24 protein-coding genes and 3 pseudogenes are annotated in these 23,228 nt (G+C 50.4%); 17 read left to right on the top strand and 10 right to left on the bottom strand.

The annotated features are described in order from the left end of the window. Positions 1-72: 72 nt before the first annotated feature. Together JFY74_13570 and JFY74_13565 are read left to right on the top strand one after the other, a co-directional pair. Positions 73-717, top strand: a complete 645-nt coding sequence (locus JFY74_13570) for an NAD(P)-binding domain-containing protein (protein QQG27144.1) — start codon at positions 73-75, stop codon at positions 715-717. A gap of 99 nt (positions 718-816) precedes the next feature. Then, positions 817-1,316: pseudogene (locus tag JFY74_13565) on the top strand (hypothetical protein). Positions 1,317-1,360: 44 nt separating this feature from the next. On the opposite strand, the gene JFY74_13560 reads toward JFY74_13565, so the two are convergent. The 3 genes from JFY74_13560 to JFY74_13550 form a co-directional block, all read right to left on the bottom strand. Further along, entirely contained in the window at positions 1,361-1,729 is a 369-nt protein-coding gene (locus JFY74_13560; GenBank protein ID QQG27143.1) for a helix-turn-helix transcriptional regulator, read from the bottom strand. A gap of 2 nt (positions 1,730-1,731) precedes the next feature. Continuing rightward, the gene (locus tag JFY74_13555) at positions 1,732-1,998 is read right to left on the bottom strand and encodes a hypothetical protein (protein ID QQG27142.1); all 267 of its coding nucleotides are present in this window, start codon (positions 1,996-1,998) and stop codon (positions 1,732-1,734) included. 314 nt (positions 1,999-2,312) lie between these two features. Next, on the bottom strand, positions 2,313-3,221 hold the full coding sequence (locus JFY74_13550; GenBank protein QQG27141.1) for a LysR family transcriptional regulator: 909 nt from the start codon (positions 3,219-3,221) through the stop codon (positions 2,313-2,315). A gap of 107 nt (positions 3,222-3,328) precedes the next feature. Here JFY74_13550 and JFY74_13545 point away from each other — a divergent pair, with 107 nt between their 5' ends. Together JFY74_13545 and JFY74_13540 are read left to right on the top strand one after the other, a co-directional pair. Next, positions 3,329-3,466, top strand: a complete 138-nt coding sequence (locus JFY74_13545) for a hypothetical protein (GenBank protein ID QQG27140.1) — start codon at positions 3,329-3,331, stop codon at positions 3,464-3,466. Positions 3,467-3,478: 12 nt separating this feature from the next. Next, positions 3,479-4,528: a YbfB/YjiJ family MFS transporter gene (locus JFY74_13540; protein QQG27139.1), complete on the top strand. Its 1,050-nt coding sequence runs from the start codon at positions 3,479-3,481 to the stop codon at positions 4,526-4,528. 265 nt (positions 4,529-4,793) lie between these two features. On the opposite strand, the pseudogene JFY74_13535 reads toward JFY74_13540, so the two are convergent. Next, positions 4,794-5,316: pseudogene (locus JFY74_13535) on the bottom strand (DUF4158 domain-containing protein). Between the two features lie 170 nt (positions 5,317-5,486). On the opposite strand from JFY74_13535, the pseudogene JFY74_13530 reads away from it, so the two are divergent. From JFY74_13530 to hemB, 4 genes and pseudogenes are all read left to right on the top strand, one after another. Beyond that, a pseudogene (locus tag JFY74_13530) lies at positions 5,487-6,044 on the top strand (recombinase family protein). Beyond that, on the top strand, positions 6,037-6,939 hold the full coding sequence (locus tag JFY74_13525) for a LysR family transcriptional regulator (protein ID QQG27138.1): 903 nt from the start codon (positions 6,037-6,039) through the stop codon (positions 6,937-6,939). Before JFY74_13530 ends, JFY74_13525 begins: the two are co-directional and overlap by 8 nt. Before the next feature lie 173 nt (positions 6,940-7,112). Further along, entirely contained in the window at positions 7,113-8,336 is a 1,224-nt protein-coding gene (locus tag JFY74_13520; GenBank protein ID QQG27137.1) for an MFS transporter, read from the top strand. Between the two features lie 102 nt (positions 8,337-8,438). Continuing rightward, on the top strand, positions 8,439-9,419 hold the full coding sequence (hemB, locus tag JFY74_13515) for a porphobilinogen synthase (GenBank protein ID QQG27136.1): 981 nt from the start codon (positions 8,439-8,441) through the stop codon (positions 9,417-9,419). 63 nt (positions 9,420-9,482) lie between these two features. Here hemB and JFY74_13510 read toward each other — a convergent pair whose 3' ends face one another. Together JFY74_13510 and JFY74_13505 are read right to left on the bottom strand one after the other, a co-directional pair. Further along, a complete protein-coding gene (locus tag JFY74_13510) occupies positions 9,483-10,010 on the bottom strand; it encodes a 2,4'-dihydroxyacetophenone dioxygenase family protein (protein QQG30544.1) in 528 nt (175 codons plus the stop codon). Between the two features lie 297 nt (positions 10,011-10,307). Next, a complete protein-coding gene (locus JFY74_13505; protein QQG27135.1) occupies positions 10,308-11,207 on the bottom strand; it encodes a LysR family transcriptional regulator in 900 nt (299 codons plus the stop codon). A gap of 110 nt (positions 11,208-11,317) precedes the next feature. On the opposite strand from JFY74_13505, the gene JFY74_13500 reads away from it, so the two are divergent. The 3 genes from JFY74_13500 (at position 11,318) to JFY74_13490 (ending at position 13,256) form a co-directional block, all read left to right on the top strand. Continuing rightward, positions 11,318-11,956, top strand: a complete 639-nt coding sequence (locus JFY74_13500; protein QQG27134.1) for a DsbA family protein — start codon at positions 11,318-11,320, stop codon at positions 11,954-11,956. Between the two features lie 102 nt (positions 11,957-12,058). After that, a complete protein-coding gene (locus tag JFY74_13495) occupies positions 12,059-12,862 on the top strand; it encodes an MBL fold metallo-hydrolase (GenBank protein ID QQG30543.1) in 804 nt (267 codons plus the stop codon). Between the two features lie 4 nt (positions 12,863-12,866). Then, positions 12,867-13,256 (top strand): nuclear transport factor 2 family protein, encoded by a 390-nt coding sequence (locus JFY74_13490; protein ID QQG27133.1) that lies wholly within the window; start codon positions 12,867-12,869, stop codon positions 13,254-13,256. Between the two features lie 134 nt (positions 13,257-13,390). Here the strand turns inward: JFY74_13490 and JFY74_13485 are convergent, their stop codons facing one another. Continuing rightward, positions 13,391-14,068, bottom strand: a complete 678-nt coding sequence (locus JFY74_13485) for a dienelactone hydrolase family protein (GenBank protein ID QQG27132.1) — start codon at positions 14,066-14,068, stop codon at positions 13,391-13,393. Positions 14,069-14,176: 108 nt separating this feature from the next. On the opposite strand from JFY74_13485, the gene JFY74_13480 reads away from it, so the two are divergent. Beyond that, complete coding sequence (locus JFY74_13480; GenBank protein QQG27131.1) at positions 14,177-14,875, top strand: DsbA family oxidoreductase; 699 nt, start codon at positions 14,177-14,179, stop codon at positions 14,873-14,875. Between the two features lie 63 nt (positions 14,876-14,938). Here JFY74_13480 and JFY74_13475 read toward each other — a convergent pair whose 3' ends face one another. Together JFY74_13475 and JFY74_13470 are read right to left on the bottom strand one after the other, a co-directional pair. Beyond that, positions 14,939-15,280, bottom strand: coding sequence for a helix-turn-helix transcriptional regulator (locus JFY74_13475; GenBank protein QQG30542.1), 342 nt, complete (start codon positions 15,278-15,280; stop codon positions 14,939-14,941). A 556-nt stretch (positions 15,281-15,836) separates the two neighbouring features. Continuing rightward, on the bottom strand, positions 15,837-16,745 hold the full coding sequence (locus JFY74_13470) for a LysR family transcriptional regulator (GenBank protein QQG27130.1): 909 nt from the start codon (positions 16,743-16,745) through the stop codon (positions 15,837-15,839). A 121-nt stretch (positions 16,746-16,866) separates the two neighbouring features. Between JFY74_13470 and JFY74_13465 the strand changes: the two genes are divergently transcribed. Genes JFY74_13465 through JFY74_13455 form a run of 3 tightly spaced genes read left to right on the top strand, consistent with a single transcriptional unit; the run spans position 16,867 to position 19,817 of the window. Then, the gene (locus tag JFY74_13465; protein ID QQG27129.1) at positions 16,867-17,796 is read left to right on the top strand and encodes an alpha/beta hydrolase; all 930 of its coding nucleotides are present in this window, start codon (positions 16,867-16,869) and stop codon (positions 17,794-17,796) included. 54 nt (positions 17,797-17,850) lie between these two features. Further along, positions 17,851-18,831, top strand: coding sequence for a TIGR03571 family LLM class oxidoreductase (locus tag JFY74_13460; GenBank protein ID QQG27128.1), 981 nt, complete (start codon positions 17,851-17,853; stop codon positions 18,829-18,831). A 14-nt stretch (positions 18,832-18,845) separates the two neighbouring features. Next, positions 18,846-19,817: a nuclear transport factor 2 family protein gene (locus JFY74_13455; protein QQG27127.1), complete on the top strand. Its 972-nt coding sequence runs from the start codon at positions 18,846-18,848 to the stop codon at positions 19,815-19,817. Here the strand turns inward: JFY74_13455 and JFY74_13450 are convergent. After that, entirely contained in the window at positions 19,800-20,729 is a 930-nt protein-coding gene (locus JFY74_13450; GenBank protein ID QQG27126.1) for a LysR family transcriptional regulator, read from the bottom strand. The genes JFY74_13455 and JFY74_13450 overlap by 18 nt on opposite strands. Positions 20,730-20,848: 119 nt before the next feature. Here JFY74_13450 and JFY74_13445 point away from each other — a divergent pair, with 119 nt between their 5' ends. Further along, positions 20,849-21,946 (top strand): alkene reductase, encoded by a 1,098-nt coding sequence (locus JFY74_13445; GenBank protein ID QQG27125.1) that lies wholly within the window; start codon positions 20,849-20,851, stop codon positions 21,944-21,946. A gap of 107 nt (positions 21,947-22,053) precedes the next feature. Continuing rightward, a protein-coding gene (locus tag JFY74_13440) for an IS3 family transposase (protein ID QQG27124.1) occupies positions 22,054-23,228 on the top strand; the annotation gives its coding sequence in 2 pieces (ribosomal slippage) (positions 22,054-22,312 and positions 22,312-23,228; 1,176 coding nt in all).

Genomic DNA, 23,228 nt, shown 5'->3' with positions numbered 1-23,228 from the left:
GCCAGTTTTCAATTAAGTAATTCAGGTACCGAGCGATTAGCGACCGGGCCTTTCACAGAAAAGGAAAGAATCATGACTATCGGTATCATTGGCTCAGGTGCTCTCGGCTCCAACGTAGCACGTGCCCTGGCAAAAAGCGGCCAGTCGGCCATAATTTCGACCCGCCGCGGCCCTGAGTCGCTCGCATCGCTGGTCGCTGAGCTAGGCCCTACCATCAAGGCCGGCACGGTTGTAGACGCCGCCGCCGCAGACATCGTCCTCGTGGCGGTGCGTTGGATGGATCTGGAGCAGGCTCTGGCAGAGTTGCCTAACTGGAACGGACGTATTGTCATCGATGGTACCAACCCCGTGGCGTTCCTCGATCCGGATTCGCCCGAGCGCAATGATGCGAGCAATCCGCTAGCCGCGTACGGTATCAAACCCATCGACCTTGGCGGTAAGTACTCCAGCGAAGTCTTCCGCGAGTTCGTTCCGGGTGCCCGTGTGGTCAAGGCGCTGAACCACCTGGATGTGAACGTGCTGGGGCAAGTCGAAGTCTCCGGCGGGCAACGTGTGCAGTTCTACTCCGGCGACGATGCCGCCGCGAAGGCGGAAGTGAAGAATATTCTGGATACCATCGGCTTCTTCTCCGTCGACCTGGGATCGCTGGATGTCGGTGGTCGCCTGGCTCAGCTTCCGTTCGGCCCCCTGTCGGGCACCAATTTCATCAAGATCTGACCACCTGGGGTGCGCTGTTCATATCAGAGCGCACCCGTTCTTGTATAGTTGCCCTTAGGCTGGACTGTCCACCCCATGCGCAGATAGTCGGGGTATCCTATGTCCACTTTTCCTGTCACCCGTCCGTGGCGCTTGCGCCGTAATGAGTCCCTGCGCACGCTGTTTCAGGAGACCGAATTCCGTCTGGAAGCTCTCATCCTACCGAGCTTTATAGAAGAAGGTATCGAAGATTTCGTCCCCCATTACCAGCATGACTGGCGTCAAGTGTATCCCCGAAAAGCCGCTAGCTCACGAAATTGAACGCTACGGCTGTGGGGACATCCGTTCAATAATGGCCTTCGGTGTCTCGCATCACCTTGACGAGACCGGGAGCGGTACCTGGAATGAGAACGGTCTCGTACCGCATATGGCACATCTGCAAAGATGCTGCGCAGGAAGTGGTGGTAACGTCCGATACCTGCTTCTGTGAGCACACCTGTCATGGCCATTGTGGCGTGCAGCACATGCACGGGAATAATGCGACGTAAGTCAATCTGTGCAAGCAGGCCGTGGTTGCCGCAGCCGCTGGTGCAGATTTCATTGCCCCATCGGCACAATAGATGGTCAGGTCCAGACAATCCATATCTTTTGTTTTCCGGAAAGTTTACGTTTTTTCAACGACCAGGCTTTCCTGCCAATATTCGCTCAACGTCTCAAGTGTCAAAGGATCATCGCTCAAGGGACCGAGAATGGCATCAAGTAAGCCAGGGAAACGTGCATTGAGGTCATCACGGCGCAGCGAGAGGCGGTATTCCTGGCCAATCCTTCGCTGCCACACGATGCCGCTGTCACGCAGGATCCGGAAATGATGAGTCATGGTTGATTTCCCCACGGTTGGCAGCACTCCGCAGCACGGATGCTCGCCGCCTTCGGCGATCATCCGGACGGCAGCCAAGCGCAGTGGATTGGAAAGCGCGCTCAGAACGCTCTCTAAACGTATTTCGTCGGTATGTGGATGATTGGCAAGTTTCATGATTACCAATGGTATGCAAATCCACGTATCCTGTCGATATCTTTTGTTTTCGTGTGCTCCGTAATCCCATAGCTGCTCGATCTTGTTTTGATCACCGGGCGCTCCTTTCGTAGAGTGTTTATCTGTTGATCGTCCGCTGCGCCGTTCTGCGCAGTGACGACCACCTTAACGCCGCAGCGCTGACCAAAGATGGACAGTTGTTGCTCATTGGTTTTCTGGGTGGAGTGGTTGAAGCCAATGTCAACCTGCTCACCCTTGCCGTCAAGCACCTGACCGTGACTGATTCAAGGTTGCGTGCACGATCCCGACGAGAAGGCCGAGATCGCACGCGACCTGAACACAAAGGTCTGGTCCTTGTTAGAGGCGGGCGATGTCTGCGAACAGTCCATGCAAAGTTTCCACGGGCACGTGCTGCCGATGCGCACCGCATGATGGAGAGCAACGACCATATCGGGAAAATTGTTCTGTGCATGGCCAACAAAGAACAGTCTTGGTGGGACAGACAGAGGCTAGGTGTTACTTAGACACAATGGCGGACGAGCGGTAATGCCGTTCGAAATGCGACGTCACGCTCGGGTGAATGTCAGCGGCGAGTTTCGTCCGCTTCATTTAGGTTGAAACTCGCCGCTGCAGAAAACACCTCGGCAACCTCATCAATGATCGCTTTGATCTTGACGGTGTGTCGTAGGTCGGTGTGAGTTACCAGCCATACCTCGTAAGAAGCGGCGCTCGTGCGCTCGGGCCACACACGGGTCAAACCGTCACACCTCCCCATGTAGAGCGGGAGTTCGCCGAGACCAATGCCAGCCGCAATGGATCGCCGAACAAGCAAGCTGGAACTTAGCGTGGACACAACTCTTCCATTGCGTAGCGACTCACCCACCAGCGTCAGATCCTTGATGCGCTCAAAATGGGGTTGGTACAACACCAGATCGTGCCCCTGGAAGTGCTTACCCTGCTCAGGCATGCCGCGTGTCTTCAGGTAGGTCTTCGATGCGAACAGCCCGACTGGCCAGCGTGCCAGGCGACGGGCGATGAGATCGGGGTTGTCCGGACGCGCATTGCGCACGGCAATGTCAACCTCGCGCCTGGAAATGTTGAGCATCTGTGTGGACGCGTCCAACTGCACCTGGATATCGGGGTGTTTGTCGTGCAGGCGGGCAATAGCAGGGATCAGAAAGTCAACCGCGAAAGAGTCTGTGGTGCTTACACGAACAACGCCAGTTAGTCGTTCATCCACTCCCTGCACCTGCCGCTCAAGTTCAAGGGCAGCGTGTTCCATCTTTTCAGCATTCCTGAAAGCCATTTCACCAGCCGCAGTGAGCGCGTAGCCATCTGAGGTCCGCAGAAATAGTGTTGCATTCAACGACTTTTCGAGTGCCGCGATCCGTCTCCCAACCGTGGCCTGGTCTATGCCTAGTGAACGAGCAGCCGCCCGCAGGGTTGAGCGGCGGGAAAGCGCGAGAAAAATGCGTGCGTCACCCCAGTCCATATATCCTCATGTGATGCAGAAATGCAGCCCTGATATTCAATCATGCTGCACGACAGCATCAACGATCACCTATATGCTGCTAATAGTCAAGTTAATAGGTATTCAGCATGTCAAATTTAGAGCCGCCCGCTAAATCAGGGCACCCGAACGTCGCGATGACGATATTTGCAGGTTTCTGCGCCAGCTTAGTCAGTATTGGTCTCGCACGCTTCGCCTACACCCCGTTGATTCCTCGCCTGATCTAGGCGCACTGGTTCGTGGCCAGCGATGTGGTCTATCTGGGGGCAGCCAATTTGGTCGGCTACCTTGTTGGCGCGCTTCTGGGTCATCCGCTGGCCCGCCGTTTGAGCAACAAGACCGCGCTGCGCCTGATGATGGCTGTGGTGACTCTCTCGTTCTTTGCCTGCGGCTTTCCGCTTTCCTTCAGTTGGTTCTTCTTTTGGCGCCTGCTTTCCGGCATCGCCGGGGGAGCGGTCATGGTGCTGGTCGCAGCTACAGTGCTGCCACATGTGAGGCCATCCAGTCGCGGCCTTGCCAGTGGTGCCATTTTCCTCGGTATTGGATTGGGCATCGCCGGTTCAGGGACGATAATTCCCCCCTTGCTGAGCATGGGGCTGCAACAAACGTGGTTTGGACTGGGCGTCGTTTCGTTGATTCTGTCAGCAGCCAGCTGGTTCGGCTGGCCTACCGTGACATCTCACCGCGTAGCCTCTGCCCACACCGACGTTTCACAACCTGTGCGTAACAACAGCGTCTATCTGCTCTATGCCCAATACGGTTTGATGGCTGTGGGGCTGGTGCCCGCCATGATGTTCCTGGTTGACTATGTTGCTCGTGGGCTCGGTGCAGGTGCACATGCCGGGGCTGTCGTCTGGATCATGTACGGTCTGGGGGCAATCGTCGGGCCGGTGACCTATGGCTTCATCGCAGACAAGCTCGGCGCACAGACGGGTATTCGCTTGGTACTGGCCGTACAGGCTATAACCCTTGCCTTCATGCCCTTCACGACATCGCTCACACTACTGGCTACTTTGGCGGCGATCATCGGGTCGTTCCCTCCCGGTATTGTCCCCTTAACGTTGGCACGGGTGCATGAGTTGCTCCCCGAACATCATCAGCAGCAGATCGCATGGAGCCGCGCAACTGCGTCTTTCGCCACTGCACAGGCCTTGGCCGGGTTCGCGTATTCCGCCTTATTCGACGCAACCGGTGGGCACCACGCGGTACTGTTCATGGTCGCATGCGGTGCCATTGCCCTGGCACTTCTTCTGGAACAAGGCCAGCACCTAATGTCTGCAAGAAATTAGCACAACAGCTGGGTAACATCATCTGAGCTCTGACTTACTTTGCAGGGACATCACCCAAGGTGATGTCCAGTTTCTTGGTACCGATGAAAGTCGTACTTATGAAGCTCGCACAACTCGAGCATATCAGCCTGCCCTCTTGGATAGTTGAGGTCAACTGTGCGATTTTTCCGCGCATCTGCCTGATATCGACTCTGATACCCGTTCGGCCAGCGAAAGACACTGGGGCTCGTTCCCCTTTCGGTATTACGAGCAGACCGGTCAGTTAGGCAGTCAGCCTGCGACACAAACGCCTGGTGGCGAACTCGCGAATTTCGCCAATGAGCCTCGTCAGCGTAGATGCTGCGGGCAACAATACTATATTCTGGAGCAGCCATGTCGCGGCAAAATCGAACATCAGGCCGGAGCGCTCGTAACTGAGCCAGGTGCGGATATACGACAGACGTTTATGGAAAATCGCCAAAATCATGGTAGCCATAGTGCTGCCAGGTGAACTTCTGATGCTCCCAGCGGGTGTTTTCCCCGGACTATGATTTCATGGGTGATGAATGTTCAGCTGTAATGCAACGTAAAACTGGACGCCGGAGGGTATTTGCAGGGAAGCGGTCTGAATGATTCCTGGAAAACGGGCAGTGGTCAGTTGAAGTGTAATCCCCAGCCAGTTATGTTCCCTCCGGCACTGTTTGATAAAAAACAAGATCGCACTCATTGAGATGAAGATACCGGGCCAACTGAATTTCGTTTGTCTCTGCGTCATATCGTCCGTAGCTTTCGGTCTGTTCACCGGTCAGGAAGTCGTCGCTAGACCCGCATCTTTTCGCAAATTATTTGCGCAATTTTTGGCAGTCTCAGATGTTAAAACTTTTGAGACTGTTTAAAATGGCTCTAAACTTGAATATCACAAATCGTTATTTATGCTTAATGATACTACGCAGTATAAATAACGATTTGTGAGACTAATATGGCATTACTGGGTAATGCGAGAATATCAACCAGCTTTCAGAAAATGACTGCGCAGATTTCTGAGCTGAAATCTGCTGGGGTCAGGGACGTTCGCATTTTTACTGACATGTTGCCGGGAGATACGGACGAGCGAGAAGGACTGCAACGACTGCTGGCCCGTGCAGAAAAGGAGGACATTATCCTCTGTACCAAAGTAGGCTGAGTACTGAAGGAACGATTGGGGAAAATGGTTATTCAGCTCCTTGCCGCCATTGCAGAAGCAGAGCGCGAAAGAAGAGTAGAACGTACCAACAATGGCAAAGTGGTCGCGATGGCGGCAGGGGTCAAGTTTGGGCGAAAACCTCATCAGAGTTCGGGAATGGCTCTAGAACTTATCCACTTTGATATTCTCATTAAGGTGATGATGGGGAAAACCGGCATTTCACGGGCAACTTACTTTCGGTTAAAATTATCCTCGCAGTCCCTGATGGCTAGACGCTACAAATTAATAGCTTCAGGCTGCTGCCTCGAAAGTTCTAAACATCCTCACATAAATAACCGGGGACATGATGGATAATTATAATCAGTTGCTTGCATTCATATGGGCATATGAATACGGCAACTTTTCTGCCGCCGCGCGGGCAAACGGATTGACGCCTTCAGCAATGAGTAAACTCATCAGCCGGCTGGAGGCGAGATTGCAGGTAAGACTCTTCCATCGCGGGACGAGAACGTTAACGCTGACCGAGGAGGGGCACGTTTATCTTAATAGTGCTCGGGCAGTCGTTGACGCAATGATGGAGGCTGATTCACTGGCTGAAGATATGCCATCACGTATCAGCGGACAGCTGAAAATCCGTACCATGACCACCTTTGCCCGTTATCATATCCTTCCATGGTTGCCCGAGTTTATTGAAGCCTACCCTGAGCTCAACATTGATATTGAAACGGGGCCGGTTTACCGTGATGACTTTGACAAAGGGCTGGATCTGGCCATTTATGGTGGGGTACTTGCGAGTTCTTCCCGTATCGCCCGCCGTATCGGTGAGAGTCAGTGGATTACCTGCGCTTCGCCGGCCTACATCAGCAGGTACGGTATCCCCTCACATCCCCGTGAACTGATGGCGCATCGCTGTTTTCACTTTAATTTTGATAGCCACTGGAATCAATGGGTATTCGAAGAAGACAACCAGAGCATCATATTTCCGGTGAAACCGGTTGCCTCGCTTTCGCAGGGCGATTTGTTGCGCGATCTGGCCATTCAGGGAGAAGGTATCGTCCGGCTGGCTGACTTCCACGTTCACCGGGATATTAGAGAAGGCAGATTAGTACCGCTTCTGAAGGCATTCCAGTCTCCTGTCAGGGAGCCGCTCTATATAATTTACGCGAAAAGGCAGCATCTCAGCCCACGCATCCGCTGTTTTATTGAATTCATGGAAAAACAGATAGCCCTGCATCCCTGGAGCATTTGAGTTTTCAGTCAATACTCTTAACTAGTTGTCTCCCCGGTCATATTTAATTCTCCACTGTGAAACTGCGTCACAGTGGGTATTCCTGCTGCTCGAATCCCCTCAATCATGGATCGTGTTACTGTTTTATGAATTTCCACAGAACGTATCCATTTTCCAAGACAGAAGATATTACTATGTCAGATAGACACACATCACGGGCAGGGATGGCACTGGCCCTGGCTTTCTTTGCCGGCATGCTGAGCAGCAGTCTTCCCACTCCTCTCTATCCCGTATACATCAGTTTATATGGCTTCAGCGCTTCTCAAATAATGACGGTATTTGGCGTCTACGCCGTCGGTGTCCTTTTCGCGCTGGCATTCACCGCCAGTATTCATCTCAGGTCAGACCAATATACACGACCTCTCTATGCAGGTTTGGGCTGCGTTTTGCTGTCATCACTACTAATGATGTTTGCTGATAAATTTATCATACTTATTCTCGGCCGGTTTGTTACAGGTTTGGGTTCAGGTATTTTAATGGCCTATATTAATCGTTCGCTGATTAAAATATTTGATACGGAAGTAAGTAATACAGCAGCATTGACGGCTTCTGCCTCGTTGATCCTAGGACAGGCTATCGGTCCATTAATAACGGGGGAGATCGTACATTATAGTTTTTATACACTTAAGGCCCCATACATAATTCTTTTTATTCTGGTTTTAATGTCCTCATTCGGGATCTGGCGTAGTCGTCAGGTGATTAACAGGCACAGTACGTCAGTAACTATTGAACGGGAAAAGGTCTGTACTCAAAGTTATAAGGCGCTCTCTTTCCGGGACGTCATCGTCTGCTGCATGGCCATATTTCTCTCATGGGCAATGGCATCTACGTTTATGTCTCAGGGGCCTACCCTCGCTCGCACCTATTTCAATGTTGCCAGCGTGCAACTGGTAAGCTATTCACTGTCAGCTTTCCTGCTGATCGCCGGTATCACCCAGATAGTGATGAGAAAAAAGCATCATTATTCGTCGCTGAAAATGGGGATAGTAACCCAACTTGCTGCGGTTTTTCTGGCCCTCTACAGTGTACACCTAACGGATCCCTACCTTCTTTTCATATCCGTTATGTTGGAAGGATTCGCCTATGGGGCAATACTGGTCGGTGCTGCCACTATCGTTAATATGGTCGCCAGACAGAGTCAGCGGCACCATCTGATAAACCTGCTTTATATTGTAGGATACGCGGGTAACTGGCTGCCGTTTTCGCTGAGTGTGATGATGGATCGTTTCCCCCAGGAAACAGCCCTGAATGGCTATCTTTCTTTGTGCAGTGTTTTGAGTGCGTGTATTGCCTTATCAGCTTATTTCGCGGGAAGAAGCAAGACAAAATTACGGGTCGGATCATATAACACTAAATGACATTGACGAAACAATTAATCATCCGGGTCCATTTATACATGGGGCTGGAAATTGAATGTGAAAAATTCAAACTCAGAATCCAAATCAAATAAAGGAGTTATTATGAATACTAATTTCCCGGCAATACGACCACGCCGTCTGAGGAAGACTCCTTCCTTACGAATGCTTTTTCAGGAAACAGCGTTCAGCCTTGATGACCTAGTTTTGCCTATTTTCGTGGAAGAAGAGACGTCTGCATTTGCAGAAATTGCCACGATGCCCGGCGTGCTGCGTATTCCTGAATCAAAGCTGGCATACGAAATCGAACGTTACGCCCAGGCAGGTATTCGCTCGGTGATGACCTTTGGGATCTCTCATCATATGGATGCGGCAGGTAGCGATACCTGGAATGAAAATGGCCTTGTGGCGCGCATGACGCGTATCTGCAAAGATACCGTTCCGGAAATGATCGTGATGTCTGATACCTGCTTTTGTGAATACACCACGCACGGCCACTGTGGGGTGCTGCATGACCACGGTGTGGACAATGATGCGACACTCATAAACTTAGGACGCCAGGCCGTGAATGCTGCTGCTGCCGGTGCTGATTTTATTGCACCTTCCGCCGCTGCTGATGGTCAGGTGCGGGCTATTCGCCACGCGCTCGATAAGGCCGGATTTATGGATACCGCTATTATGGCTTATTCCACAAAATTATCGTCTTCACTGTACGGACCTTTCAGGGAGGCCGGAGGCAGCGTACTACAGGGAGATCGTAAACAATATCAGATGAACCCAATGAATCGGCGGGAGGCGGTACGGGAATCGCTTCTGGATGAATATGAAGGTGCCGATGCGCTGATGGTCAAGCCTGCCGGGACCTGTCTGGACATGATGAGTGATATTCGTGCTGCATCAAAATTACCGCTGGCGGCTTATCAGGTCAGTGGTGAATATGCGATGATCAAGTTTGCTGCCAGAGCCGGAGCCATTGACGAACGCAAAGTCGTTCGCGAAACGCTCGGTGCTATTAAGCGGGCGGGGGCTGATATTATTCTCTCCTATTTCGCAATGGATATTGCTGAAAATGGCGTTGAGTGCTGATGCATCCGGTAGAGAAATAGGCCCAAAATGCAGGCCCTGCAAAGATGCCGTGCCTGTATAATATCAGCGAATAATATGAGTCAGATATGATTCAGGAACACCGGTTTCTGCATAATATTTACGCGTCATTTCCAGCTTGGTAAACATGTCCTCATAACCCACCGCATTTCCCTGCGGATCGACATACGTATAACCGCCGCGCACGGTGAAGAGCGTTATCATTTCCTTAACATCCTCAGGCACGAAAAGCGTGTGGGTTTCACCCGACGGTTCATAGGCAAATGAATTTTCTTCCGCCACCCAGTCGTGTTCAAGGTAATACCAGCGTCCCTTCAGTACAAAGGCATGTACCTCACCACTGTGCCGATGGCGGGATAAGACACCACTTTTTTTTACCCTCAGGAGGTTGATGTAGTATCCCGACGTTGTGTTGAGTAACAGGGGCTTAAAGCTAAGACTTTCAGTTACCGGCACCCAGAGTCGGTCGTCTTTAAGATAGTCATTCAGTACGCCCGGCAGGACAAGATCCGCCGCCATAAACGGAACCTGCGGTTTCTGGTAGGGGATCAGCTTTTCGCTGTTAATCGCCATATTATCGGTCACTGAATTATCTCAGTATTTCCCATGAATATCGGCATTAATATTAACAGGTGGTGAGGAATTAACTAGGGGCATGGATTCATAGCCACTGTGAAAACCAGGAACAGAACATTCAGGTCTGTTTTACAATCAGACCAAATCGATCGATTAGCTGAGGAGATATTTGGCTTGAATAGTTGTCTGGAAATTATTTTTTCATGGTGTCATCTGTATTTGTCTGTGGTGAACACATCAATTCTGTTCATGTTGCAAAATTCAGTAAAAAACTTAACCTTCTAATGAGCACATTCACCGCTCTTTATCTTTCTCCATCAATATATTTAAAAATGAGCGTACCTTTATTGGGCGAAATCGAGAAGGGGGGAAAACGGCATGAATCTCACCTGAAGGCAGTTCCCATTCTGGGAGCACCTGAATTAAGCGGCCGGAAATCAGATCCTCACTAACAACGTAATCCGGCAACACAGAGATTCCCGCACCTTCTCTCACCGCTTCATGCACCGCCAGCGTGGTATTAATGAGTATTGAGGGCTGCACGTTGATACTTTGTCGATCCGTACCATTCCGCGTGAAATGCCATTGTGAAGGTTCGCGCAAAGCAGTATTGGCAATAAAAGGCAGTGGTTTGATATCTTGTGGTTTATTAATTTTTTCTACCTGCGGCTGCATATTGCGCGGGGCTATCAGCAGCTGCCGGAAGTGCCCGATTTTTCTTGCCTGCAAATGTGAGTCATCTAACCAGCCCACACGTATGGCTATTTCTATATCTTTGGCCACGATATCAAACTTGTTATCACTTATCACGGCATCAACTTTGCAGTCTGGATAGCGCTGACTGAATGCCGTGATAGCTGGAACGACGACGCTGATCCCATAGTCAAAAGGGGCTGTCAGCCTCAATGTCCCAGAGGGCTCAGCCACCAGTGCGTCTAACTCCGCAAAGGCTTCCTCTGTATCACGTAGAATAGACGCACAGTGCTCATAAAAGACTTTCCCCGCATCCGTTAAGCGAATGGTACGAGTAGTACGGATAAGAAGAGTGGTGTTCAACTCCTCTTCAAGACGCGCGACCTGATGACTGACTACCGCTTTAGTTATACCCAAACGCTCGGCAGCTGCAGTAAATGAGCCAGCCTCAACCACGGAGACAAAGTAGGCAAGGCGTCTGATATTTCCCAGTTTTCTCACTACCGCATTCCAATTGTATGTTTTTAGATGACAAGCTGTTTACCATGGATGTATTTAATATCCAATAAAAGTTTTCTATGATGAGTTACTTTTAAAAATAGGGGGCACCTGTGAACATGATTCTTAATTACTTATTCGATCCGCTTTGCGGTTGGTGCTACGGCGCGTCACCTGTGCTTACTGAACTAAATGACATTCCGGGCATTAAACTTGAGTTCATGCCAACCGGCCTGTTTTCAGATGCCGGCGCACGTCCCATGAACAATGAATTTGCTGCTTTTGCGTGGGAAAACGACCAGCGAATTTCTAATATCACCGGGCAGCCTTTTTCCGAGATTTATCGCGAAAAAGTGCTTCATGGCCAGCAGAAAAAATTTGACAGTGGTTCAGCCACGCTTGCGATTACTGCAGTATCACTGTCAAACCCTTCGCGGGAAATTGAAGCGCTGAAAGCAATACAACACGCTCGTTATGTTGAGGGGCTTGACGTCACGTCATTGTTGGTTCTTGCGGGTGTGTTAAGTTCTCAGGGTCTGGAAAATGCGGCGAAGAAAGTGTTGGATCCTGCAGCAGACTTGCTCGAAGCAAACCATACTCGTACTGAACGTGCGAAACGATTAATGCGGGAATTTGGCGCACGCGGTGTTCCCACTTTTATTGCCGAATCCGGCTCAAAGCGCTGGATGCTAAACTCAAGCATATTGTTTTCAAACCCTCATGAATGGGTACGTCAGTTAGTGGATTCATAACGTCTGGTGAAAGCAATGCTCACCTAATTACCACTTTAACAGAAGGCGAAAAATACGATGACACTACAAACCAACGTCCCTGATGCAGGGAGGGACATTCCCCTGAGTTGGACACATTTTCCTGCCGGCGAGCACGGTTTTTATCGCTCGCCAGTGCTGATCTCTGGCGATAAGGAAGCCGTACTTATTGACGGTGGTTTTACGCTCGCCGATGGCAGACTGCTGGCAGAGGCTATCCAGAAAACAGGTAAAAAGCTGACCACAATCTATATTAGCCAAAGCGACCCTGATTACTACTTTAGCCTCGGTCCGGTAAGAGCAGCCTTTCCGGAAGCTCGTGTCGTTGCCGCATCGTCGACAATCGATGCCATTAAGAAAAGTGTTGATAAGAAACTGGCAGTGTGGGGCCCACAACTCCAGGACAACGGCCCGCAAACGTTGTCAGACATCGTTATGCCCGAGGTATTTGACGAGGATGCGTTATCTCTCGAAGGCCAGGCCCTCGAAATTATTGATGCTGATGGCCTCGCTAACCGTCGTTATCTCTGGGTACCTTCGCTTAACGCCATTTTTGGCGGTGTACTGGTGTTCTCTGGTACCCATGTGTGGACCGCCGACACTCAAGGTCCAGAGGGTCGCGCACTTTGGATAAAAAATCTGGACACCATGGCATCCAGACATCCCACTACGGTCATCGCAGGGCATATGTTACCTGAGGGTGCTACCGATATTTCAGCAATAACCTATACCCGCGACTATCTTCTGGCTTTTGAGAACGAGCTAAGTCTGGCCAGCGACAGTAGCGAACTGATTGCAGCCATGACAAAACGTTATCCTGATGCTGGCATGAGTGTCGCTTTACAAATTGGTGCAAAAGTCGCCAAGGGCGAAATGAGTTGGGGATAGAATAATGAAGAGTAATGTGGAAATTATACGCGCGACTTATGAAGGTACCTCTGAAGAAAATGGAAAGAACCTGCTTGCTGTCCTGTCCCCCAATGCGACATGGACTGAAGCGGCTGGGTTCCCCTATGCAGGGACTTACACCGGTGCAGAAGAGATAATCGCTAACGTATTTCAGCGACTGGCAACTGAGTGGACAGACTATCAGGCAAAGACGCATACGTTTCTCGCCGACGGTAACTATGTTGCTGCTTTTGGGGTTTACTCCGGCGTTTATAATAAAACCGGCAAAGCGATGACGGCATCATTTGCACACCTTTATCGCCTTGAGGATGGGAAAATTATGACCATGGAGCAGTACGTCGATAGCGCGCTGGTTATGTCGGCGTTAGCATAAGGTTAAAACTCCTGGTCTGTCTCTACACACTTGTAGTGATGCGATGTTACTGCCGGATTAGTGCTGTCAGTAAAAGTATGGCACTGACTTTATTCGAAAAGGGCGTCCATCACATCACTACAATTGCAATCTGACTAAGCCAAAACTTTCTTCAGCCATAGGCTTAAATCATGAAGTTCATCATCAATTATTGTGTGTCCCACTGGATAGGTCTTCCATGTAACTTCATGCCCCGCATTTCGCAGGATATCCCGCGCTGTTAATGCCAGCGCGGGTAATACAATGTTGTCTTTTTCTCCATGAGCCAAAAAGACAGGCGTTCTTCGATTTGCATCATGCTGCTCAGTTGAAGAAGCAGAGGCAAGAGGCAGATAGCCAGACATACCAAAAATTCCGGCCAGACCATGCCCGAAACGGATGCCTGTCATCAGGGATAACGCGCTGCCCTGAGAGAATCCCCCAATGACTATCCGATTAGCTTTAATACCTCGCGAAATTTCCCGGTGTATCAGGCTTTCATAATATGCCATTGCATTGCGCAGTCCTGACTCGTCTTCCTGACGAGAAAAATCAGAATGACGTAAATCGTACCAGGCTGGTAAGTGCTGTCCACCCGCCCATGATACTGCTTGAATTGGGGCGTGCGGCAGCACAATGCGGATGTCGCCTAACGCAGTTAAATCTAAACTACGCGCAAGAGGTAAGAAGATTTCCCCACTTGAACCCAGACCATGAAGCAAAATAATCGTAGCCTTTGGGTGTAGGCCGGTTTCAAATTCACGAGGGGGGCGAGGGGATGTCGCAGATATCATTGTGATCTCACGCTGAGGTTAGTACGGGTTGACTTTAAAACTATGGTACGAGTATGATCGTATCATTGCAAGGGGATTATCCTCTGTCATTTCTACTGGAGAACAATGATGAAAATTGAAGTATGGTCTGATTTTGCCTGCCCTTATTGCTATATCGGTAAGCGTCATCTTGAACAGGCACTCTCCGAATTTACACATTCCGATGATGTCGACGTGGTATTTAAAGTCTTTGAATTAGATCCCGGCGCAGAGAAAAAAGTGACAACCTCAACGCAGGGCAGGATTGAGCGTAAGTACGGGAAAAGCCCGCAGCAGGCAAAGGAAATGATCGACCACATAGTTTCAATGGGTGGTCGTGTTGGGCTGAACATGCGCTATGAAAGCGTGTTGTATACCAACACATTTGATGCCCACAGGCTGACAAAATTTGCTGAAACGAAAGGCAAAGGCGCTGCAATGAGCGAAAGATTATTTCGGGCTTATTTTACTGATAATCTTCCCCTGGCTGACCATGATGTATTAGTAAAAATTGCAGTTGAACTTGGACTCGATCGTGATGAAACTTTAAGTATGTTGCGGTCCGAAGCTTTTGTCCTGGAATCCAGGCAAGATGAAATTCTTGCAGGTAAGGCCGGGGTTAATTCCGTCCCCTGTTTTGTAATAGATGGCAAAGAAACGCTTTTAGGCGCACAACCCAAAGAGTACCTTCTGAAAACAATCGAAATGTTGTGGGCTGATAAAGAAGCTGCGGAGATAACGTCTGAAGGTAACGCTAGTGCGTGTGGGAAAGATGAGTGCTCAATTTAGTAGGCGTTCTCAGTAAAAGCCTAAATAATCGGGATAGCCAATATAATATAGGCTATCCCGATGTTATTTTTGATATTGCATGATGGTATTTGCAGTCAGTGTATCCTTGGTCAACGGTTGCAAAACTGCCTCCAACAGCCCCGGGAAACGCTCGTCCAAATCCTCACGTCGCAGTGACAATCGATATTCGCGTCCTACCCGTCGTTGCCATACCAGACCGCTGTCGCGCAGTATTCGCCAGTGATGAGTCATTGTTGATTTGGGGATCTCAGACAATATGTCACAGCATAAAAATTCACCGCCATGCGCAATCATGCACAGCGCAGCAAGTCTGATAGGATTACCTAAGGCTACGAAGACATTTTCAAGGCGTATCGCATCACGGGAAGGGTGGTTGGGTAGCAGTGGTTCTGAAATCGTATTTTTATTCGTCATGGTATGACCGTACGCGTACCTAAATATCATGTCAAGTCGACATATAATCTATTGATCAGCATATCAGGAGGCCAGCTTCCTGATATAGTTATATTAACATGAAATCCTTATGGATTGTTGGGCCGACAGAGCGCCGGAAGATAGTGAGGCCAGGGGGGCGGCATCAAGTGTTCCCAAATCTACCGGGGAAAACCGCTGTTTTCGGTGGATTTATATATCACCGCCTTGGCAGATACGTTATCGCCAGAATAGAACAGCACCGGCTTCCCACCGGCCACTTCAGGCTCAGACAGAACGTTAAATCAGTATGGTTAAAGGCTTTTACAACCTGTGCTTCTGAAACGAACTGGTTCAATACCTCGTTTGAGTATTTACCCTCTAAATGAACCGCTTTAGTACCTGTGTTTTCTGAGATGAATACATCAATTCAATGCCTACAGAAAATTCCAGGAACAGGAAAACGACAAAAATCTCACCTGAAGGCATCTTCTGGATAGCCAGTAATACGAGTATCATTTTCAGAGAATTACTCCCAGGGTAACCCTTGCTCCCAGCTTTCCACAAGCAGGTCTATAAAGGCCCGAATTCGCGGTGATAAATGTCGTTTACTGGGATAAATGACCCGAATAGGCTCAGGAGGGAAAGGGTATTTCTCAAGCACAGGTATCAATTTACCGCTACGCAAATCTTCCCCAAGCAAATAGGTCGGTAAATGAACGATACCAAATCCAGAAATAGCCGATGCCCGCATGGCTTCCGAACTGTCGAGGTTAAGCCGCCCGGGTCCTTCATAAACAAAAGTGCCTTCCGGAGTTGCAAACCGCCAACTGCGTCTCTTTTCTGCACTCAGAAGAAAGATAGTGTCATGCCCGGTTAAGTCTGCGGGTGTTTCTGGAACGCCCCGTGAGGATAAATACTCGGGAGATGCACAAGTGACAATGTGCTGCGAAGCAATCGTTCGGGTAAGAATGCGGGAGTCATCGCGAGGTTCACCGATGCGAATGGAAATATCAAAGCCTTCTTCAATAAGATCAACAAACCTGTCGCTAAAGGACACCTCCGCACGAAGTTCCGGCCACTTTTTCAGATAAATATCCAGAACAGGAAGGATATGTCGCTGCCCAAAAGAGAGCGGCGCACTCAGCCTGAGAGTCCCCGTTGGCTTAACCCTGCGCATGGCCATGGCAGTATCGACCTCTTCCAGGTCCTCGAGTATCTGGCGGCAACGGTCGAACATGACCCTGCCTTCATCGGTCAGACTCAGACTCCGGGTGGTACGGTTAAGGAGACGAACCCCCATTCGTGTTTCGAGCCTGACAATACTCTTGCCAATGGCAGACCGTGTGAGCCCGAGGGAACCCGCGGCGTGGGTGTAACTCCCGGCTTTTACAGCCGCGACGAACGCGGCGATATCACCAATGCTGTTGATCTCCATACATTATTTATCTCATCCAATATGGGCGTTAACGTACCCTGATATGGGAAACACATTCCCTTAATGTTTATATATTATAGGTTCCTGTTATTTTTTAACGCAAATAGAAACAGGAATAAAAATGCTGAATCAACAAACCAAGCAAGCCGTAAAAGAATGGTCAGAAAGCCTGGCCGGCCTGGGGCCAATCCTTACGGGTGAGGATACCGTAACGCCTATGAGTGAGGTGCGTGACGCCTATACCCGTATGCTGGCTAAAAATCCCGCACCTGCCGGTGTCAGTTTTACCGAGGTCGATATGGGGGGCGTACCGGGAACGCTGGTAACCCCTGACAACCTTGAAACTGATGCCATCGTTATGTATATCCACGGCGGGGCCTATATTGTCGGCGAACCGGCGGGCTATCACGGTATTGGTGGTAACTACGCCAGCATGCTGGGCGCACGGGTTTACATGCCGGATTACCGTCTGGCGCCGGAGTATCCTTTCCCTACGCCCGTTACCGATACCGTTCGTGCGTATGAGTGGTTAATTGAACAGGGATTTGACGCCAGCAAAATCGTACTGGCGGGCGAGTCTGCGGGCGGAGCGATGGTGGTTACCGTTATGGTTGCTGCACGCAATAAAGGCCTGCCACTTCCAGCCGGGGGGGTTTCTATTTCCCCATGGGCCAACCTTGAGCATACGGGCGTCTCCATGACCAACCGGGAAGGCCTTGATCCTCTGAACACCAAGGCCGGTCTGGATTTTCTGGCACGCACCTTCCTGGGCGATGCGTTGCCTAATCACCCAATGGCATCACCGGTGTTTGCCGATGTGACGGGCCTGCCGCCGGTGCTGGTTCAGATTGGCGAAAACGAACTGATGCTGAGCGACGCGATGCGGCTCGCAACTCATCTGGGTGATAACCGGGTTCGCGTAAATCTGGAAGTCTGGCCGGGTATGTTCCACGCCTGGCATTTCTTCTCCACGTTGCAGCCAGAAGCCGTACAGGCTCTGGAGAGCTCCGTCGTCTTTATGAAGCAGGCCCTGCGGGATGCAGCGAAGTAATCATCAGTGATGATAAATAACGGGCGCGACTGACTGCGCCCGTCAGGAGTGAAAATGCCCCCTCTACAGACACAACCAACCTATCCGTCGGATCTTGCCTCACATAGCGCATATAAGCGCGTATTTCGCCCGGGTAGTCTGACATTCGGCTTTATTATGCCGCTTGAAGGTTATCCGGATTCGCCTTTTCCGACTCTGCAGGATCATCAGGCGCTGGCACAATTTGCTGATGACGCCGGTTTTTCCGCTCTGTGGATGAGAGATGTGCCCTTTTATGATCCACGGTTTGGTGACACAGGACAGATGCTTGACCCCATGGTCTACCTAGGATTCCTTGCCTCTCAAACCACACGCATAACGCTGGGTACCACCGGTATGGTGTTACCCCTGAGGGAGCCGATTATATTGGCCAAGCAGGCAGCCTCAGTGGACCAGCTAAGTGGTGGACGCCTTTTGCTGGGGCTATCCAGCGGGGATCGCGCTGTTGAATACCCTGCGTTTGGTGCCGATTACGATAACCGGGCCGAACGTTATCGCGAGGCGTTTGGTCTGATAAAAACCGTCTGTGAGACGTCCTTCCCGGTGGCTGAAACGGCGTACTACGGCAAGCTTTCAGGCAACCTTGATCTTATTCCCAAACCCTTTAAATCCCGCATTCCAATGATTGTGGTTGGTCGCGCACGGCAGGACCTGAGCTGGATAGCAGAGGAAAGCGACGGATGGATATGGCATCTGAGTGATTTCTCAACGCTCCCAGAACTGCTTGAATTCTGGCGTGGCGGTTACGACGACAATCGTTTCCGACCTTATGGCTATGCCACCTTTTTTGACCTGGATGCTAACCCTGACGCGCCTCCTCGCAGATTGATGAATGGCATTACTGTCGGCCGCAATGCGCTGATAAAGCTATGGAAGGAGCAGCAACGCCAGGGAGTAAACCACGTTGCGTTAAATCTGAAACCGCTGACACGGCCAGCAGCCGAGGTGATGGCTGAAATGGCAGAATTTGTGTTACCCGAGTTTCCTTCTGAATAAATGCAGGCTAATAAATGAACTGTTTATTTCATTCTTCGGTGCAGAGCCTGAATACGTTTTGTGAAGCCTGGTCCGGTAACGCTTGCTCCGACAATAGCCAATGGCTGGACCCCTCGGTCAGATTAGTCAGCAGTCATCGTGGAACAGTTTCCGGCCGTGAAAATGTCACCGCCCTTTTGCAAAATGACTTTGCTGACCTAGACAACGTATCCGTTACGCTGACAAACACCGTTGAGCGCAGGAACGATAAAGATTACGTCGCCAGTGCATACCTGTACGGACAGGCTTCGCGCACAGGTTCCGGACGCCATAACCCGGTACGGTTTGGGGGGACGGTCGTGATGAGGGCAGGCACAGATGAAGCCCAACCTGTGATCCATACCCTTCACCTCCAAATAAACTGGACCTCAGGCGCAAGGCAGTTGTTATCGGGATGGCAGCTTCCGGCTGAAGAGTCCGGCTGGCATCAGGGATTTCCGCCAGTCGCCATTATCAGTGAACTTGATGCCCCCTGGCATATTGTGCCAGAAAACCACTGTGCTACGGGTGACGAACAGGAGGTGATCGATATCTGGTATCGCTACGCGTGGGCGCTGGACCAGGCAGATTTCACACTTTTCAGCACATGCTTTAGTGAAAACGCCGCGGGTAACTTTACGCCCCTGGGCTATATATCAGGTAGACGAAATATCATTGCCGCCATGAAAGCCTTCCGGCTTCTGTGGCCCTGGATGCAGCATTTTGGTAAGCCTCTGAAAGTATGTGTCCACCCCGATAACCAATTGGCATTCCTGATAATAGGCCGGATTATCGCGGAGAAAACGCATGACCCAGAAGGACGCGAAATCTACGGCGCTTATTACCGGGTAGGAATGGAAAAAGACGTTCACAATCAGTGGTCGATTTGCTGGAGCGAATATAATCCTGGCTGGCTTTCAATAGATGATGTATCCGGCATTGATACTTCATTACCGCGCAACAGATGAACGCTGCGCGCTCGACAAGCGTGCCGGCAACTCTTTTTTCAGCTCTTCAATCAAGGCTCTCACTTTAGGAAGGACCGCGTGAGTCCTGGGCCACATTGCAGAAATGGGGGTGGGCGGTGCCTGAAAGGTGGGTAGAATTGCACGAAGCTGCCCCCTTTTGATGGCATCACCGCATAACCAGTCCGGAAGTTGCGTCACCCCACATCCGGCAATAGCCGCCTCCAGCATGGCTTGACCATTATTAAAACGGTAGGCTGAGGAAACGACATGCCTTACAACGTGTCCCTCTTTGCCCCGGATTAGCCAGTAAGTTTGCCCGTCTGACGGTAACCCTGAAATGCATCTGTGTGATGAAAGCTCACGAAGATCAATGGGGATGCCTGCTCGTTCCAGATAGCCCGCTGAGGCGCAAATGATAAGCCTTTGCTCGCCCAGGCGTGTGGCAACCAAATCACCTGAGTCAGGCAGGGGGCCAAGCCTCAGTGCGAGATCAAAGCCGTCTGTCGCCGGGTCGCGAACCCGATCGCTGAAATCAACTTCGATGTTCAGGGCCCGGTATTTTAAGGCCATGATATTGAGTAAGGGCATAATGAAAAGATGCCCAAAGGCCACGGGAACCGTCAGCCGCATCAGTCCAGACGGCTCCACTATCCCCGCCTCTATTCTGCTTTCGGCATCTGAAATCATATCCAGAGCAGCAGTGCAGCGATTGAAATAGATCTCACCTTCCGGTGTCAGCGACAGGCTTCTCGTACTGCGGTTGAGTAAGCGAACCCCCAGGCGGATTTCCAGACGCTTGATGCTTTTGCTGAGCGCAGAACGCGTCACGCCTAAACCCTCAGCTGCAGCGACGAAACTGCCTTTTCTGACGACTTCAGTAAATTCTTGCACACCATTGAGTTGTCCGCTCATAAAGATTGGTTCCTTTATATCAACACTGCGGGGCTTTTCGACTAGGTAATCATGACCTTTGAAAGAAGGTAAGATCATTATTGACAGACTTTTACCACGAAATGACTACAGGAGACAGCATGAGAAAATTATTCAATACGTATTCGATGAATGGAGTAAATCTTAGTAATCGTGTCGTTATGGCACCAATGACGCGTTCGCGGGCTTATAACCTTATTCCTACTGACAGTATGGTCACCTATTATCGTCAGCGCGCCACAGCAGGTTTAATTGTTTCCGAGGGTTCACCTGTTTCAATGGAAGGTCGTGGGCAAGCTTACACGCCGGGAATCTACACTGACGAACAGATAAAGGGCTGGAAAAAGGTGACTGAGGCAGTACATACGGAAGGTGGGAAAATATTCATTCAGCTTTGGCACGTAGGACGTTCCTCTCACATTGCTCACCAGCCTGATGGATTGGCACCGGTCAGCTCAGTTTCGTGTATTGCAGAAGGCTGCACCACTCACATCCCCGGGGATAACTATCAATCTGTGCGCGCATTTCACAGTCAGCCACGTGCATTAACAACGAATGAAATACCGCGGGTGACTCAGGATTTTGTTCAGGCGGCAAAAAATGCTATCGAAGCGGGATTTGACGGTGTGGAGATCCATGCTGCTAACGGCTACATCTTTGAGCAATTTATCAATGGTGGACTTAACGACAGAACAGATCGTTATGGCGGTAATATTGCCAATCGCCTTCGGTTTACGCTGGAAACGGTGGATGCGATCTCTACGGCCATCGGGGGGCATAGGACAGGTATCCGTATTGCACCCTTTGGCCGCCTGCAGGATATGCATGGTTTTGATGATGAGCAGGATACCTGGCTAGCCTTAGGTATTGAACTGACTCGTCGTCATCTCGCTTATGTGCATTTGAGCGATCAGGAATCTCTTGGAGCTCAGGCCATTCCTGCCGGCTTCCTGGCAAAGTTTCGCGAAATCTACGAGGGAACCCTCATCGTCGCGGGCAGCTATACGCAGGAGCGTGCAGAACTGGCACTCAGGGAAGGTTTTGCCGACTTGATCGCATTTGGGCGTCCTTTCATAGCCAATCCAGATCTCGTTAAACGCATGAAGAATGGATGGCCGATTGCTGTTCCTGATAAGGATACGTTCTATACCGGGCGAGATGCAGGTTATATAGATTATCCCACGTATCACGTGGATTAAGTTCCCAGACGCTGGAACGTATCCGAAATGCCTTTGTAGTGGCACACTGAATTTGGCCACCTGAATAGAGGTGATATCATCACCTCACAGTCAAAACAGGTGACATTATGACCGGACGTAACAGACGTAATTTTAGCCCCGAGTTTCGCCTCGAAGCTGCCCAGCTTGTACTCGATCAGCACTACACCGTTGCCGCCGCTGCTACGGCAATGAATGTCGGCAAATCCACGATGGACAAATGGGTTCGACAACTGAAAGAAGAGCGAGCGGGAAAATCACCCACTGCTTCACCCATGACACCTGAGCAGATTGAAATACGTGAGCTAAAGAAAAGACTTCAACGCGTTGAAATGGAAAGGGATATATTAAAAAAGGCTACCGCGCTCTTGATGTCAGACTCCCTGAACAATTCTCATTAGTTGAGAAACTCAGGGCGCGGTTTCCTGTTGCCGTTGTGTGCAACGTGTTTGGGGTTCATCGCAGCAGTTATAAATACTGGCGGCAGCCCAGGAAGCCTGACGCCACGAGAGTGGCATTACTGAGCCTTGTGCGTGAAGTTTATCGCGAAAGTAACGGCTCAGCAGGAGCGCGAAGCATTGCCGCGATGGTCACCACCAAAGGTATAAAACTGAGCCGCTGGCGGGCAACAAAGCTGATGAAAGCGCTCAATATTATCAGCTGTCAGCAACCTGGCCATCGTTATAAGAAGGCGTCTAAGGAACACATTGAGATCCCTAATTATCTGGATCGCCAGTTTGCTGTTACCGAGCCTAATCAGGCCTGGTGCGGTGATGTGACTTATATCTGGACGGGAAAACGCTGGGCTTATCTGGCTGTAGTACTCGATTTGTTTTCCCGTAAACCGGTTGGCTGGGCGATGTCATTTTTCCCTGATTCAGCACTGACAGGTAAAGCCCTGTCGATGGCCTGGGAAGCACGGGGAAAACCGGCTAATTTACTGTATCACTCGGATCAAGGCAGTCACTATACCAGCAGGAATTTCAGGCAGTTACTGTGGAGATATCAGATAAAGCAAAGTCTGAGTCGCCGGGGAAATTGCTGGGATAACAGCCCAATGGAACGGTTCTTCAGAAGCCTGAAAACAGAGTGGGTACCGGATAATGGCTACGCGAATTTTAGCGAAGCCAGCACGGCAATAACGAATTACATCACAGGATATTACAGCCAGCTCAGACCTCATCAATATAATGGTGGTTTGACGCCGAATGAATCAGAAAGATTGTTCTGGAAAAACTCTAAAGCCGTGGCCAGTTTTTGTTGA

This window comes from Pectobacterium carotovorum (assembly GCA_016415585.1).
In the GTDB taxonomy this organism is placed as follows: domain Bacteria; phylum Pseudomonadota; class Gammaproteobacteria; order Enterobacterales; family Enterobacteriaceae; genus Pectobacterium; species Pectobacterium carotovorum_K.
The sequence above is the reverse complement of the archived record's forward strand: the minus strand, read 5'-3'. Positions and strand labels throughout refer to the sequence as shown.